The organism is Kribbella pratensis, assembly GCF_004366075.1.
Lineage (GTDB): Bacteria > Actinomycetota > Actinomycetes > Propionibacteriales > Kribbellaceae > Kribbella > Kribbella pratensis.
On the sequence record NZ_SODU01000002.1, the window covers coordinates 537,658 to 552,219 of the forward strand.

Genomic DNA, 14,562 nt, shown 5'->3' on the forward strand with positions numbered 1-14,562 from the left:
AGGACAGCAACCGGCACCATTCAGTGCATGACACAACAGCTGGTACGCCGGTGGGCCTGGGTGGGGACGTTTCTGATCGGAGCGGGGCTGTATCTGGCCGTGCTGGCGGTGCTGACCGATACCGGGAATCCGAATCTGTTCCCGACGATGATCCTGCTCGGGGCACTCGTCGTACCGCTGACCTTCGTGACGTTCGCCGCCGGCCGGTCCGGGCGCTGGCTGATCGACGGGCCGACGCTCGGCGGTTGCCTGCTGTTCGGCGGGGTGGTCGGGGTCGTTGTCGCGGGCCTGCTCGAGTACGACGCGATGCGCCGGCTCGGGACGCTGCCGATGGTCGGTGTCGGGTTGATCGAGGAGGCGGCCAAGCTCGTCGTACCGGCGATCCTCGTGGTGTTCTTCGGGCACCGGTACCGGACGTCGATCGGGCGCGGGATCGTCATCGGGGTCGCGGTCGGCACCGGGTTCGCCGTACTGGAGACGATGGGCTACGCGTTCGTCGCGCTGCTGCAGTCGAACGGGAACGTCGGCGCGGCCGAGCAGACGCTGTTCATCCGCGGCCTGCTCTCACCGGCGGGGCACGCGGCCTGGACCGGTCTGACCTGCTGGGGCCTGTGGCGGTTCGTGCTCGAGCCGACCCGCAAGCGGTTCGCAGGCTTCCTCGGAATGTACGCACTGGCCGTCGCGCTGCACTCCACCTGGGACGGTATCGGCGGCCGCATCACCTACGCCGTCGTCGGCGCGATCTCGATCGGCCTCCTGCTCTACGGTCTCAAGCGCGCCCAGCGCGCCGAGGTCCCGGCTCCAGCGTGAGCGCGGTCGCTCGCCCCTTGCGGATCTCTCGCTCCGCGCTGTACCAGCTGCTCGGTCAAGCCCGGAAGGAACCGCATGCCGACCCTGCCTGATTTCCGCCTGGAGACGTACTTCGCGCGCTGGGAGTTCAGCGCGCGCTACCACCTGACCGCGTCGGACGCGCAGACGCTGCCGATGTCCGAACTGCTGGCGATGGCCGACGACGACGGTCGCGAGCGGTGGGAGTCGCTGGCCCTCGGCTACACGGAAACCCGCGGTCTGCCGGCGCTGCGCGAAGCGATCGCGTCGACGTACGCCGAGGTCGAGCCCGAAGACGTCCTGTGCTTCGCAGGCGCCGAAGAGGCGATCTATCTGGCGATGCGCACCCTCCTCGACCCCACGGACCACGCCGTCGTCCTCACCCCCAACTACCAGGCAGCAGAAACCATCCCACTGTCCGTCTGTGACGTGACTGGGGTATCACTGCAGTCCGGTGAAGGTTGGGCACTCGACGTCGACGCGACAGCAGCTGCCCTACGCCCCAACACCCGGCTCGTGTCGGTCAACTTCCCCAACAACCCGACAGGTGCACTCCCCTCACCGGACGCCTGGTCGCGACTAGTCCAGCTGTGCGACGAGCGGGGCATCATCTTGTTCTCCGACGAGGTCTACCGCGGCCTCGAAGCGGATCCTTTGCCCCAGGCAACAGATCTTTCGGGTACGGCGATCTCTCTCAACGTGATGTCCAAGGCGTACGGGCTGCCGGGCCTGCGGATCGGGTGGGTCGCCTGCCGCGACCGTGCCGTCCTGGATCGGCTCGAACGGGCGAAGCACTACACGACGATCTGCAACGCGGGGCCGAGTGAGGTCCTCGCGTTGATCGCACTGCGCGCCCGGGACCGAATCCTGGAGCGCAACCGGGGCATAGCCGCGCGGAATCTGCCGCTGTTCGGCGAGTTCTTCGGGCGGTACCCGGAGCTGTTCGAGTTCACCGCACCGGACGGCGGATGCGTTTGTTATCCGCGCTACCTCGGCGCTGACGGTGTCGAATCCATGTGTAGTGAGCTGGTCGAGCAGACCGGCGTACTGCTGCTGCCGGCAAGCATCTACTCGTCCGCGCTGACCGCGACGCCGACGGATCGCTTCCGGGTCGGGCTCGGTCGGAGCGGGCCGGACGAAGCTCTGGCGGTCTGGTCCGACTGGCTGGAAAAGCGGCGGTGAACGTTGGCTGCTCAGCTGATGCGGGTCCAGGTCGGGCCGTCGGCGGTGTCGGTGACCTGAACGCCCAGCTCGGTCAGCTCCGCACGCAGGGCGTCGGCGCGGGCCCAGTCCCGAGCGGCCCGAGCGGCCTCGCGGTCCGCGACCAGTTGATCGACCGCAGCCTCGTCGAGCTCCGGCAGCCCGGTCGCAACCGGCTCGACGTCAGCCGGGGTGAGCTGGCCGAAGGGCAGCCCGAGTACGGCGGCGCACGCGGCCACGACCGCCCGCTGACCCGCCTCGGACAGCGCCTGATCGCGCAGCGACTCCTGCAGCAACGCGAGGACGCGCGGTGTGTTGAGGTCCGAGCTGATCGCGTCGTCGATCTGGTCGATCACGGCGATGGCCGCCGCGTCGTCACCGGCCGCCGCGCGAGCCTCGTCCGCTGTGGTCACGGACGGCAGCTCACCGAGTGACGACGTACGGCGGACCAACCGGCGCAGTGTGGACTGGGCGCTGTCGAGTCCGGCCATGGTGAACTCGAGCTGAGCGCGATAGTGACCACCGAGCAGGAACAGCCGATACGCGAGCGGATGGAATCCCTGCTCGGCCAGGTCGCTGACGGTCAGGATGTGACCGGCCGACTTCGAGATCTTCGCCGAGCCGAGCTGCAGGAACTCGTTGTGCAGCCAGAACTTGACCCACGGCTGCCCGTCGCCGAGGTACGCCTCGCTCTGGGCGATCTCGTTGACGTGGTGCAACTGCCGGTGGTCCACGCCGCCGGTGTGGATGTCGAAGTGCTCGCCGAGCAGCAGTATGCTCATCACCGAGCACTCGAGATGCCAGCCGGGTGCTCCCCAGCCCCACGGCGAGTTCCAGCGCATCGCCCGCAGCTGCCCCGGAGCCTCCGCGCGCCACAGCGCGAAGTCGGTCTTCGCCCTACGGCCGGGCACCTCCTCGACACGCGCGCCCTCGAGCTGACCGCTGACGTCGATCAGACCGAGCTGCCCGTACGTCGGATCCTTCGACGTGTCGAAGTACAGTCCGGACTCGATCTCGTAGGTGAAGCCGCGCTCGACGAGGCGTTCCGCGAACGCGATCATCTGCTCGACGTACTGGGTGGCACGCGGATAGTGGTGTGCGGGCAGGATGTTCAGCGCGGTCAGGTCGGCGAAGAACGCCTCGGTGTACATCGCCGCGATCTCCTCGACCGACCGGCGTTCCCGGGCGGCCGCGACCTCGAGCTTGTCCTCGCCGAGCTCGGCCTCCGCGACCGCGTGACCGACGTCGGTGATGTTGATGACGTGCTCGACCTGCAGGCCCTTCCAGAGCAGGGCCCGGCGCAAGGTGTCCGCGAACGTGTACGCCCGCAGGTTGCCGATGTGCGCGTAGCTGTAGACCGTCGGGCCACAGCTGTACAGCCGCACGATGCCGTCTGTGCCGGGGGTGAAGTCCTCGACCCGGCGTCCGAGTGAATTGAAAAGTCGCAACGGCACGGTCACCCGCGCGATGCTACCGGTCGGAGTGTGAGATGGCTCCGGCGAAGGCATGGACAATGCGTGCTGAAGTGAGTACGGTCCGTAAACGGCGTCCGTCCCACGCCGACCTCGACGGTGAGGTGCCGCCCGCCAGTGGCGCCTCGCTGGTGTGTGGGCAGAGCGGGCTGCGGCTGTGCGTCTCGGCCTGATGGGGGCCCATTCACCCAGGTGGGGTGGTGAGCGGCACTCACCCGTTCACCGCCCCACCGGTTCAACTCTTCATCAAGTGTTTGCATGCCGGATGTTCGGCGGCTCGGCATCCTGGGCAGACTGACCTGCGTCCGGTCCCCAACCGCCCCTGGGAGTAGCCGTGTCCCGACTCTTGCGTCCGGCGCTGCTCGTCACCGCCGTACTGGCCCTGCTCGGATTCGGCATCACGCCGGCCGGTGCCGCCACCTCGATCACGGTCGCCACGGCGATCGGCCGCCAAGACGGTTCGACCGCTTCGGTCACCGGGTACGTGGTCGGCCAGCCGACCGCCACCAGCACCGTTGTGCGCAGCAACTTCCCGAACGACTACGCGCTGGCGCTCGCCGATTCGGCGTCCCAGACCAGTACGTCGTCGATGCTCTACGTCCAGATCCCGGCCGCGTTCCGCGCGTCGTACGGACTGCAGAGCAACCCGAGCCTGCTCGGCAAGCAGATCACCGTCACCGGCACGCTGGCGGCGTACTTCTCGCATCCCGGCCTGAAGAACGCGACAGCCTTCACCGGCGGTGGTGGCACGGACCCGGGCCCGGATCCGGGTGACTACTACGCCGGCGCCGAGGGCAAGACCGGGGCGGCGCTGAAGTCCGCGCTGCACACGATCATCTCGAGCCAGACCAAGCTCACCTACGACCAGGTCTGGGACGCGCTGAAGGTCACCGACCAGGACCCGAACAACAGCAGCAACGTCATCGAGATCTATTCCGGTCGCTCGATCAGCAAGACCCTCAACGGCGGCGACGCCGACGACTGGAACCGCGAGCACGTCTGGGCCAAGTCGCACGGCGACTTCGGGACCGCGACCGGCCCGGGCACCGACGTCCACCACCTCCGCCCCGAGGACGTGACGGTGAACTCGGCCCGCGGCAACCTCGACTTCGACAACGGCGGTACGTCGGTCGCCCAGTGCTCCGGCTGTACGGCGGACTCGGATTCGTTCGCGCCCCGTGCGGCGGTCCGCGGTGACGTCGCGCGGATGATCTTCTACATGGCCGTGCGCTACGAGGGCGACGACGGGTTCGCGAACCTCGAGCTGAACGACTCCGTCAGCAACGGCACCGCGCCGTACATCGGCAAGGTCTCGGTGCTGAAGGCCTGGGCCGCGGCCGACCCGCCGGACGCCTTCGAGAAGAACCGCAACGAAGTCATCTACAGCCAGTTCCAGCACAACCGGAACCCGTTCATCGATCACCCGGAGTGGGTCGCGTCGATCTGGCCGTAGGGGTCAGCGGTTCTGCTGAACGTCTTGTTTCGCGCCGAGGGCGGGCCGGTGGTCTACGGTGCGCCCTCGGTTCGTCGTGAGCTGCGCCTGGGGCCTGACCGGTGCTGCGATGCCGGACAGCGCAGTAGATGTGCCGAGCCGGGTCTGTACCCAGTCCTGGAAGCCTGGGTCGGTGACGTGGATCCGGAAGTCGGTGCGGGTCAGCAAGCCGCGTGAGATCAGCGTCTTGGACGCGTTGTCGAGGTCCCAGCGATCCGGACTGTCGGTCCGGGACGGGATCGGTACGCCGTGGGTCCCGTGCGCCGCGGTCTTCGCCAGCAACGCCATCTCGTGGTTCGAGCAGTTGGCCCAGGCGGCGGCGTACAGCGACTGGGATCGCGTGTTCAGCCGAGAGGCCGCTGTCACGGCGATCTCGGTGGTGATGGTGTTCTGGCCGGGCTGAACGAGCTCGAGGGCCGCGCCGGCCAGCGTCCGCAGCCTGCTCGGGTGGCCCTGTGCGCCCTCCACCAGTTTGTCCACAGCACCCGGCTCACACCGGATACCGGCCTTGGACAGCGGCCGGACAAGTGCCTTGCGCATCTCATCAGTGTTCATCGGCACCAGTTCGCGGACGTCGAGCTTCAGCTCGGTCTCCGTCCCGGAGCGGCCACCCGATGCCGACAGCAGCCGGGACTCCATCTGGTTGCCGCCCGCTGCGATCAGGAAGGCCGGCTTCCGGTTCTCGTGCAGGGTGGCCGACAGCCCGGTCAGGGCGACGAGGTCGGTGTCCGACGCGGCATCGAGGTTGTCGACCATCAGCAGGATCGGCTCGCGGCGTGGCCCGGCCATCTTGCCGAGCTGTTCGCCGAGCTCGCTCAAGGTGCGACCGACCGAGTCCTTCGTGACGCCTTCCCAGGCCCGGTGGACGCCGATCTTCGGCCCGGGCGCGAGACCGGCGCGGAGCTGCGCGGTGTTCATCGAGTTCTTGGTCCGGACGGCCATCCGGTTCAGGATCTCTTTCAGCTCCTTGACCTGGTCGGCCGGATACCGCCGCTTGAAGGTGTCCAGCTCGTTCTGAACGGCGCGAATGATCCTGGACTCCACCGACTCGCGGCGCGAGGCGCTGAAGCGGATCGAGATCCAGCCTTCCCGGTCGGCCAGCGCCTTGGTCCGGGTCAACTCGTGACTGGTCCCGATTCCGGGAGGGCCGGTGAACAGCACCGTTGTTCCGATCGGGAGTGCCTGTTCGAGCGAGATCGGCCGGCCGTTCTTGTCCTTGCGGTCGATCTGCTCGACGAGCTGACCGGACGCGCCGAACACCCTGTTGACCGCGGCGCGGTCCCCGGCCAGATGTACCGGCGCCAGGTTGGCAGCGGGCCGGCCGGCTTCCGGGCTGCGGGCGGGCGCCGGTGTCTGGTCGAGGTGTGTGTTGACCCAGTCCCGCAACCCCTTGTCGGGGATCGTCACGAGTTGGCCGTCGTGCTCGCGGAGCATTCCGCGGGCGACGAGTTCCTGGCGTGCCCTGTCGACCTGCTGCCACTCGTCCGGCAGATCGGGACGGGTCTGGGGCGGCATGTACAGACCGTTCGTTCCCTGCGCCGCGACTCTGGCGAGGAGGTCCTTCTGGGCGTGCGTGGTCTCCGGCTGGTTCCACCTGCTCTGGTAGCTGTGTTCCGAGTCCGTCCAGACTTTGACGGTCGCCGCTTCCGCGGCCGCCGCCGTGATCCCGCGCTCCGGGTCCCGCATCGCGACAGCGGCCAGGGCGAACTTCCGCAGCTGGCTCGGGTTGCCGTTGGCGGCCCGGACCAGTACGTCGATGCCGTCGTGCTCGTACGGGATGTCCGCGGCGTCGAGCGGTTCGGTCAGGGACACCGCGAGATCCGCGTCGGACAGTGGCTCGAGCTCGCGGACACTGAACTGGTTGGTGATCGTGGTGGCGATGCCGGACATCCGCCGGGACGCGTGCATCAGCGAACTCGTCGACTTCGTGCCGCCGGCGACGACCAGCCACACCGGGCGATCCATTTCCTCGAGATGGATCGCCAGGTCGTTGACGCCTGCCTGGTCGTGCTCCGACGCCGCGTCGATCTTGTCGATCAGCAGCAGGATCGGCTCGTTCTCGTGGCCGGCGATCCGGCCGAGTTCGTCGGCGAAGTCGTTCAGTGTGGTGCCGAGCTTGTCGTGCGCGGTGGTGTCCTTCTCGCGCTTACCGACGAACTCGACCGGGACGGGGCCGCCACCGAGCCGCGCTTCCCAGCCCCATCGGGTGTTGCGGCCGCTCTCGGTCAGGTCACGAACCGTCCTGCTGAGGCCACGTACCCGGCGCTTGCCGAACCGGTCCTGCAGGTCTTCGAGCTTCTTCCGGAACGCGGTGGTGAGGTGGTGCTCGAGCGGTATGTTCTCGGACGCGGTCACCCTGATCGTGGTCCAGCCGTGCAGTTCGGCCAGATCTTCCACCCGGTTCAGCTCGGTGGTCTTGCCCATGCCGGGCGCGCCCTGGAAGAGGATCGCTCTGCTCTCCGGCAGCACGCCGCTCAACGAGAGCGGCGTACCGAGCTGGTCCGTGCGCGTGATCAAGTACGCCGGTCGCCCGTCGGCTCCGAAGACCTGGCTCATTGGGACAGCGTGCGGACCGTAGCGGTCCCCGACACGGTCGGTGAGTTACCTAGCGGTTAACACTGGCCTCCTGGAAGTTGAATCCCGGGTCGGCGGCAACCGGTCTACAGACCGCGACCCGATCGCGCACACCTGAGCCGAAATGCTTGGAAGCGGCCTGTACCGCTGTCACCCTCAGTGCATGAGAACCGGACGAGTGCTCGCTGCGCTGCTCGCGGCACCGCTGCTGCTGGCCGTCTTCCCGGCGGTGGCGGCCCAGGCCGCGCCCGACCCCGACCTCAAGATCGACTCGATCACGCTGAACAAGACCAGCGTCGCGGTCAGCGGACTCAACACCGTGCCGGTCACGGTGACGGTGAAGGGAACGTACGGCGCCGACGCCGGCACGCCGGTGAACGTGATCCTCGAGCGGACCGGCGGCACCGGCCAGGAGCGGACGCTGTTCTCCACGAACCTGCCGCGGCTCGCGAACGGCACCTGGAGCGGACCGCTGCAGGTCCCGTCGACGGCGAACGGCACGTTCAAGGTGACCGGCGTACTGACCGGGCCGTTCTTCCCGGGCAGCGGGAGCATGACGGACCCGACGGCGTACGCCGGTCCTTCGCTCGCGGTCACCGGGACGCACCAGCCGAAGATCACCGCGTCGGTGTCCCCGAAGGTGGTGCCGTTCGGCTCCGGCTTCTCGATCACGTGGGCGGTCACCGACGCGCAGACCGGCAAGCCGTACGGCAGCAAGGTCCGCGTCGTCCTCGGGACCGACAACACCTGCGCCGAGTACTTCGGCCCGGGGTACACGAATCTCACCAACACGAGCGGTGTGGTGACCAAGTCCTACCCGGCCTCGGACGCCCAATGGGTGAACTGCCTGCTGCTGCCGGGTAACCCGTCGTCGATCGGCGGACTGGGACTCGGCGTCGCACGGCCCGGCATCGTGACCGCCACGCCGTCGAAGACCAGCGCACCGGTCGGCACGATCGTCCCGGTGAACGGCGTCGTCCAGGGGGCGCCGTCCGCGTGCAAGGTGTATCTGCAGCGGCTGTACGGCGCCACGCAGTGGAAGACGGTCAGCCCCGCGGGCAGCATCCGGTCCTACAGCGGAAAGTTCACGCTGAACGCGCAACCGGCGTACAAGGGTCTGATCCCGTACCGCGTCTACTTCCCGAAGTGCTACAACTACCAGGCCGGCGTCAGCAAGGTCTTCTACATCCGAGGGCTGTAATCAGCCGAAGATCACGGCGGTGGTGACGCCGAAGGTGGTGCCGTTCAACCAGCCGTACTCGATCAGGTGGGCGGTCACCGACGCGCAGACCGGCAAGCCGTACGGCAGCCGGGTCAGGGTCGCACTGAAGACCAACAGCGGTTGCGTCGAGTACTTCGGTCCCGGCTACACGCACCTGACCGACACCAACGGCGTCGTGACGAAGTCGTACCCGGGCGTGTCGATCACACCCATCACCTGCCTGCTGCTGCCGGGCAATCCGGCCGAGAACGGGTGGCTCTCGTTCGTCCCGGCCCGGCCGGCGGTCGTGTCCGCGGCACCGTCGAAGGCGAGCGCACCGGTCGGCACGATCGTTCCGGTCAACGGTTCGGTCAGGGGCGGTCCGTACAAGTGCCCGGTCCACCTGCAGCGGCTGTACGGCGCGTCGCAGTGGCGGACCGTCGGCTCCGGCGCGGTCCGGGCGTCCGGTCGCTTCACGCTCAACGCGCAACCGGCGTACAAGGGCCTGATCCCGTACCGCGTCCACTTCCCGGCGTGCCGGCCGTACGTCGCGGGCGTCAGCAAGACCTTCTCCATCCGCGGAGCCTGATCCTCGTTGGGCGGGTGAGTTAGGCTGAGTTAGGTTGACCTAACTTATCCGCCCGAGAGGACCGTGGTCGAGTGACCAGCCCCGCACCCCGCCGTAACCGCGTCTGCAAGCGCGCCGTCGTCCTGAGGACCGAGCGGATCACCCCGCACATGATCCGGGTCGTGTTCACCTCCGACGACTTCGCCGACAACGGCTTCACCGACCACTACGTGAAGCTGCTGTTCTGCAAGGACGGCGTCGAGTACCCCGAGCCGCTGGACATGGGCCTGGTGCGGGAGACGTATCCGGCCGAGCACTGGCCGACCATGCGGACCTACACCGTCCGCGGCTGGGACGAGGCGACGCGGGAACTGACCATCGACTTCGTCCACCACGGTGACGAGGGCATCGCCGGTCCGTGGGCGGCGTCGGCGCAGCCGGGCGACGTGCTGTGGTTCAACGGTCCCGGCGGAGCGTACGCGCCGGACGAGGCAGCCGACTGGCATCTGCTCGTCGGTGACGAGAGCGCGCTGCCGGCGATCGGCGCCGCGGTCGAGCAGTTGCCGCCGGGTGCGCGCGCGACCGTCCTCATCGAGGTGGCGGACGAGACCGAGGAGCAGAAGTTCGGCGGCCCGGGCGAGGCCGACGTGCAGTGGTTCCACCGCTCGGCCTCCGACGGTGAACGCGGCGACGGTCTGGTCGCAGCCGTCGAGGCCCTCGATTTCCCGGAAGGTACGCCGCACGTGTTCGTGCACGGCGAGGCCGGATTCGTGTTCCGGATCCGCAAGAACCTGTTCCAGGACCGTGGACTCAGCCGGGACAACGTCTCGCTGTCCGGCTACTGGCGACTCGGCAAGAACGAGGACGGCTGGCAGGCGGAAAAGGCCGAGACCGCCCGCCGGTAACGCTCCTAGAGCCCTCGGATGTAGAACACCCGGCTGACGCCCACAAGGTACCTGCCGCACTTCGGGAAGTAGACCCGGTACGGGATCAGACCCTTGTACGCCGGTTGCGCGCTCACCGTGTAGCGCCCACTCTGGCGCGTCTTGGCGGTGCTGACACCGCGCCACTGCGAAGCGCCGTACAAGCGCTGCAGCAGGACCGGGCAGAAGGCCGCCGGCCCGAGCACGCTGCCGTTGACCGGCACGATCGTGCCGACGGTCGCGCTCGTCTTCGACGGCACGGCCGACACGACGCCGGGCCGGATGACCGCGAGACCGAGACCGGTGATGTCGAGCGGGGTGCTCTTGATCCGCAGGCAATTGATCGACTCGCCGGCACTGGACGGGTACGAGTACGAGACCAGGCCGCCTGTCGTCGTCAGCACGTTGGCCCCGCCGGCTTCCTCGGCGCACTGGTTGTCGACGCCGAGCAGGGCCCGGACGCGAGTGCCGTAGGGCTTACCGGTCGTCCGGTCGGTGATCGCCCAGGTGATCGTGTAGTTCGGGCCGAACGGCACCACCGCGGGTGTCACCTTCGCGGTGACCTTCGGCTGATGCGTGCCGGTGATGGTCAGCGTCGGGCCGTCGACCGGTGTCGGGTCGGGCAGCATCCCGCCTGCCTGCCAGGTGAAGTAGGGGCCGTACGAGACGCCGTACACCTTGTAGGTCCCGTTCGCGGTGGACGGGATGTGCACCGGGCCGGACCAGACCCCGTTCTGCACCGTGCCGGAGGTGCGCGGCAGGTCGGTCGAGAGCAGCTGGCTCATCGGGCCGGTCCCACTGATCCGCTTGATGTACACGAGCAGCACCAGGTTGTTGTCGTCCGGATTGGCCGTGTCGTACTTCGCCGCGACGGTCAGCTTCACCGGGACGGTGTTCAGCCCCGACACCGCGATCGTCGTCCGGTCAGCTGTGACGCTCGTGACCGTCAATTTGGGGTCCACCGCAGCGTCAGCTGCCGTGATCCCGGTCCCCACCACTGCCGACGCCACCAGCGCCGCAACCACTCTGTGCCCCCACATGTAAGCAGCGTGGCACTCCGCGGCGAAGCTGACTAGACCTCAACTACCTCGGCGTTCGGTGAGTACGTCGATCAGCGTGCCGGCCTGATTCGTGGGGAGAACCCAGTCCTCGCCGTTCGCCTGCAGGATCACGGCCGGGCCCTGGCTGGCAACTGCGTGGGTCACGGCGATCGGGAAGCGTAGCCGCTCCGAGCCGGAGAGCGAGAACTCGTACGTGCCGGTGATCGCGGTCAGCGGATAGGTGCGGAACTGGTGTGCGGCGCGTGGGACCGGGTGCGACTGGACGGTGACCGAGTCCGCGCCGACGAGGACGGCGGCGAGCGGGATGCCACGGAGCCGGAAGACCAGTTCGTACGGCGTACCGGCGAGCTCGGGGTCGAACGGGACCAGCAGCGCGCGGTCGGCGGCGCGCGCCAGAGCCAGGCCGGCGACGATCCCGAGGATCAGGCCGGGCAGCGCGAGGATCGCCGGCCACCAGACCCCGACCGCCAACGGGAACAGGGTCACCGTCAGACCGGTCAGACCGCCGAACAACCCGGCGACGCCCAGCCACCACCGCGGCTGGTACCGATGCCGCCGCCGCAGCACGAACCCGATCACCAGCATCCCGATCGGCACGACACAGCCGATCCACGCCGCCGGCGTACCCGTCGACGCGATCGCCGCGACGACCACCAGCAGCACCGCCGGGATCCCCAGGTAAATCCCCGCCACGATCCGCTGCACCCGCCGAAGCCTGCTCTCCACGGGAGAACCCAAGCACATCCCTGCCGACGCACCTACTGTCCGGGCGTCAGCCCCGCTCGGTCGACTGCCCGGACCGGCCGCGCGTCGTACTCCGGCGCTGGCTGCCGGCAGCGCCCTGTGACTTCGTGGTCCGTGCCGCCGCCTCGGTCGGATCGAGCCCGGCGACCCGCCGGGCCTCCTTCAAATCCGACGAGATCATGGTCCTGGTCGGTCCGCCCGGTCGTGGCTCGGCGATGTGCTTGAACACCGGCACCATCATGTCGGGCACCGGTTCGTACTTGCCGAGATCCGGGTCGGTCAGCATCGACCGCTGGTTCCATACGTCGGGCGGGCACTTGGTGAAGTCGAGCTGGTAGTTGGACAGCTCCGATACCTGCTGCATGAACACCTTGGCCGCGCGCCCGTTGCCCTCCCGGTGCGGATGGGCCTGGTTCACGTAGGCGTGCACCTCCGCCGCCTTCTGCGCGAACTGGTCCAGGTCCATCGACGCCCAGTCGGCGGACTCGATCATTGTGGCGGCATCGTCCAGGTAGCGGGCGATCTGACCCAGAGGTGCGAACCCGCCCGGACCACTCTTGCTCAGCTCGACCGTACGGCGCTGGCCGGCCCACTCGTAGACGTCCTGGAAGAGATGCGCGTGGATCGCCTGCACGTGCTGAGCGTCGTACGTCCGCGGGATCTCCACCTCGCCGGACTCCAGTTCGCGTTGGCGGTCCGCCACCGCGGTGTACTCCATGTCCTTCAGCAGGTCTTTGTCACGCTGGCCGAACTTGTTCTGCAGTGTCTCGTGGTGGGGCGGCGGGTACACATAGGGGTCTTGTGCCATCGCTCAGCCCTGGTCCGCGGCGCGGCGGCGGGCGGCGGCCTGGGCGCGGCGCAGGTACTCGTCCTTGTCGATGACACCGCGGGCGCGGTCGGCGAGATTCTCGACGTCCTCGCGGTTCGGCTCCCAGCCTTCGTGCCACGCATTGGCGAGGGACTGCAGAACGGCACGGCGTTGCACGTCGTCGAGCGGGGCGAACAGCTCGGGCCAGCGGTCCTCGATATCCAGCTCCTCGGCCATGCCTCCAGTCTACGAAAATCCAGGCGCATCCCCCGTGAATCACCTACTGTGCCGAGGGTGATCGAGATTCCCGCGAAGCTCGTCCGGAACCACAGTGCGAAGGCCTCCGACTGGTTGGCCGGGCTGCCCGCGGCGGTCGAGCGGTACGTCGATGAGTGGCAGCTGACCGTGTCCGGCGACCCCTTGAGCGGCGAGGCGTCGCTCATCCTCCCCGTCGTACGGCGTGACGGCACCGAGGCGATGCTCAAGCTGCAGAGCGTCAACGACGAGTCCGAGAGTGAGGCGCTCGCGCTGCGGACGTGGAATCACGACGACGTCGTCGAGGTGTACGAGGACGACCCGGAGACGTCGACGCTGCTGCTGGAACGGCTCGAACCGCGAACCCTCGACGACCTGCCGGACGACGTCGAGGCGACCCGGATCCTCGCCGAGCTCCTCAACCACCTGAGCGCCGTACCCGCCCCGCCCGGCATCCGCCACCTCTCGGACATTGCCGCCGGGATGATCGAGGACGCGCCCCGCGTGATCCCGATGCTCGCGGACCCGGCCGAACAGGCGTTGGCCTGGAGGTATGTCGCGCAGGTGACCGAGCTGCTGCCGGAACCGGGTGATCGCCTGCTGCACTGGGACCTGCACTACTACAACGTGATGGCGGCCAAGCGGCAGCCGTGGTTGGTGATCGACCCGAAGCCGCTGGCCGGCGACCCGGCGTTCGAGCTCATGCCGGCGGTGTGGAACCGGTGGGACGATCTGGTGGCGACCGGCGACCTCTCGCAGGCGATCCGCGACCGGTTCGACCTGATGCTCGAGGTGACCGGCATCGACCGGGATCGCGCGCTCGGGTGGACGGCAGGGCGGATCCTGCAGAACGTGCTGTGGTTCACCGCCGACGGCGCTACCCGGATCGAAGCGGAGTTGAAGGCGGTGTCCGATGCCCTCTACGTGTGATTACATGATTACGTGACTACCCCGACGCTGTACGAATGGGCCGGTGGGCACGAGGCGCTGCGCCGGCTGACCGAGGTGTTCTACGACAAGGTGCTCGAGGACCCGATCCTCGCACCGGTCTTCGCGCACATGAGCGAGAACCACCGTGAGCACGTGGCGATCTGGCTCGGCGAGGTGTTCCGCGGCCACAGCCGCTACACCGACGAGCTCGGCGGCTACCCGGCGATGCTGTCGCACCACCTGAACCTCGGCCTGACCGAGGAACAGCGGTCGCGCTGGGCCGCCCTGATCGCGAGCAGCGCCGACCCCGCCGGCCTCCCGGACGACCCGGAGTTCCGCTCGGCCTTCGTCGCGTACGTCGAGTGGGGCACACGGATCGCCCTGGCCAACTCCCAGCCCGGCGCAACCCCGCCCCCGAAGGCCCCGGTCCCGCACTGGGGCTGGGGCGAGGCCCCGCCGTACCAACCCTGACAGGCGTCGGCGGTCTTCTGGTTGGGTAGAGTCCC

Annotated in this window: 15 protein-coding genes; 9 read left to right on the forward strand and 6 right to left on the reverse strand. The window is 68.4% G+C overall.

Annotation, left to right across the window (positions count from 1 at the left end; all coding sequences use genetic code 11):
• Nucleotides 1–27: 27 nt before the first annotated feature.
• Together EV137_RS17615 and EV137_RS17620 are read left to right on the forward strand one after the other, a co-directional pair.
• Nucleotides 28–810, forward strand: coding sequence for a PrsW family intramembrane metalloprotease (locus tag EV137_RS17615; protein ID WP_133996769.1), 783 nt, complete (start codon nt 28–30; stop codon nt 808–810).
• A gap of 75 nt (nt 811–885) precedes the next feature.
• A complete protein-coding gene (locus tag EV137_RS17620; RefSeq protein WP_134130023.1) occupies nt 886–2,010 on the forward strand; it encodes an aminotransferase class I/II-fold pyridoxal phosphate-dependent enzyme in 1,125 nt (374 codons plus the stop codon).
• Nucleotides 2,011–2,021: 11 nt separating this feature from the next.
• Here EV137_RS17620 and cysS read toward each other — a convergent pair whose 3' ends face one another.
• Complete coding sequence (cysS, locus tag EV137_RS17625) at nt 2,022–3,488, reverse strand: cysteine--tRNA ligase (RefSeq protein WP_202871026.1); 1,467 nt, start codon at nt 3,486–3,488, stop codon at nt 2,022–2,024.
• Nucleotides 3,489–3,541: 53 nt separating this feature from the next.
• Between cysS and EV137_RS41775 the strand changes: the two genes are divergently transcribed.
• Nucleotides 3,542–3,673 carry a hypothetical protein gene (locus tag EV137_RS41775; RefSeq protein ID WP_255517806.1) on the forward strand — a complete coding sequence of 44 codons (132 nt, stop codon included), beginning with the start codon at nt 3,542–3,544 and terminating at the stop codon, nt 3,671–3,673.
• 161 nt (nt 3,674–3,834) lie between these two features.
• Nucleotides 3,835–4,953: an endonuclease gene (locus EV137_RS17630; RefSeq protein WP_238175392.1), complete on the forward strand. Its 1,119-nt coding sequence runs from the start codon at nt 3,835–3,837 to the stop codon at nt 4,951–4,953.
• A gap of 3 nt (nt 4,954–4,956) precedes the next feature.
• Here the strand turns inward: EV137_RS17630 and EV137_RS17635 are convergent, their stop codons facing one another.
• On the reverse strand, nt 4,957–7,548 hold the full coding sequence (locus EV137_RS17635; protein ID WP_134130025.1) for a P-loop NTPase family protein: 2,592 nt from the start codon (nt 7,546–7,548) through the stop codon (nt 4,957–4,959).
• A gap of 181 nt (nt 7,549–7,729) precedes the next feature.
• On the opposite strand from EV137_RS17635, the gene EV137_RS17640 reads away from it, so the two are divergent.
• From EV137_RS17640 to EV137_RS17650, 3 genes are all read left to right on the forward strand, one after another.
• Entirely contained in the window at nt 7,730–8,767 is a 1,038-nt protein-coding gene (locus tag EV137_RS17640; protein WP_134130026.1) for a hypothetical protein, read from the forward strand.
• A 19-nt stretch (nt 8,768–8,786) separates the two neighbouring features.
• Nucleotides 8,787–9,356: a hypothetical protein gene (locus tag EV137_RS17645; protein ID WP_134130027.1), complete on the forward strand. Its 570-nt coding sequence runs from the start codon at nt 8,787–8,789 to the stop codon at nt 9,354–9,356.
• Between the two features lie 71 nt (nt 9,357–9,427).
• On the forward strand, nt 9,428–10,240 hold the full coding sequence (locus EV137_RS17650; protein WP_133996787.1) for a siderophore-interacting protein: 813 nt from the start codon (nt 9,428–9,430) through the stop codon (nt 10,238–10,240).
• A 5-nt stretch (nt 10,241–10,245) separates the two neighbouring features.
• Here the strand turns inward: EV137_RS17650 and EV137_RS17655 are convergent, their stop codons facing one another.
• Genes EV137_RS17655 through EV137_RS17670 form a run of 4 tightly spaced genes read right to left on the reverse strand, consistent with a single transcriptional unit; the run spans nt 10,246 to nt 13,108 of the window.
• A complete protein-coding gene (locus tag EV137_RS17655) occupies nt 10,246–11,298 on the reverse strand; it encodes a hypothetical protein (RefSeq protein WP_134130028.1) in 1,053 nt (350 codons plus the stop codon).
• A gap of 39 nt (nt 11,299–11,337) precedes the next feature.
• Nucleotides 11,338–12,045 carry a hypothetical protein gene (locus tag EV137_RS17660; protein ID WP_134130029.1) on the reverse strand — a complete coding sequence of 236 codons (708 nt, stop codon included), beginning with the start codon at nt 12,043–12,045 and terminating at the stop codon, nt 11,338–11,340.
• Nucleotides 12,046–12,091: 46 nt separating this feature from the next.
• Nucleotides 12,092–12,871, reverse strand: a complete 780-nt coding sequence (locus EV137_RS17665; RefSeq protein ID WP_134130030.1) for a Fic/DOC family protein — start codon at nt 12,869–12,871, stop codon at nt 12,092–12,094.
• Nucleotides 12,872–12,874: 3 nt separating this feature from the next.
• On the reverse strand, nt 12,875–13,108 hold the full coding sequence (locus EV137_RS17670; RefSeq protein WP_133996799.1) for an antitoxin VbhA family protein: 234 nt from the start codon (nt 13,106–13,108) through the stop codon (nt 12,875–12,877).
• Nucleotides 13,109–13,135: 27 nt separating this feature from the next.
• On the opposite strand from EV137_RS17670, the gene EV137_RS17675 reads away from it, so the two are divergent.
• Together EV137_RS17675 and EV137_RS17680 are read left to right on the forward strand one after the other, a co-directional pair.
• On the forward strand, nt 13,136–14,056 hold the full coding sequence (locus EV137_RS17675; RefSeq protein WP_375372038.1) for an aminoglycoside phosphotransferase family protein: 921 nt from the start codon (nt 13,136–13,138) through the stop codon (nt 14,054–14,056).
• 12 nt (nt 14,057–14,068) lie between these two features.
• Complete coding sequence (locus EV137_RS17680; protein ID WP_133783664.1) at nt 14,069–14,527, forward strand: group II truncated hemoglobin; 459 nt, start codon at nt 14,069–14,071, stop codon at nt 14,525–14,527.
• The last annotated feature ends 35 nt before the right edge of the window (nt 14,528–14,562 follow it).

What these genes read in the sequence shown, in the direction of transcription:
- EV137_RS17615 (WP_133996769.1), top strand. Translation starts at nt 28, where the DNA reads ATGACACAACAGCTGGTACGCCGGTGGGCCTGGGTGGGGACGTTTCTG.
- EV137_RS17620 (WP_134130023.1), top strand. Translation starts at nt 886, where the DNA reads ATGCCGACCCTGCCTGATTTCCGCCTGGAGACGTACTTCGCGCGCTGG.
- EV137_RS41775 (WP_255517806.1), top strand. Translation starts at nt 3,542, where the DNA reads ATGCGTGCTGAAGTGAGTACGGTCCGTAAACGGCGTCCGTCCCACGCC.
- EV137_RS17635 (WP_134130025.1), bottom strand. Translation starts at nt 7,548, where the DNA reads ATGAGCCAGGTCTTCGGAGCCGACGGGCGACCGGCGTACTTGATCACG.
- EV137_RS17640 (WP_134130026.1), top strand. Translation starts at nt 7,730, where the DNA reads ATGAGAACCGGACGAGTGCTCGCTGCGCTGCTCGCGGCACCGCTGCTG.
- EV137_RS17655 (WP_134130028.1), bottom strand. Translation starts at nt 11,298, where the DNA reads ATGTGGGGGCACAGAGTGGTTGCGGCGCTGGTGGCGTCGGCAGTGGTG.
- EV137_RS17665 (WP_134130030.1), bottom strand. Translation starts at nt 12,871, where the DNA reads ATGGCACAAGACCCCTATGTGTACCCGCCGCCCCACCACGAGACACTG.
- EV137_RS17670 (WP_133996799.1), bottom strand. Translation starts at nt 13,108, where the DNA reads ATGGCCGAGGAGCTGGATATCGAGGACCGCTGGCCCGAGCTGTTCGCC.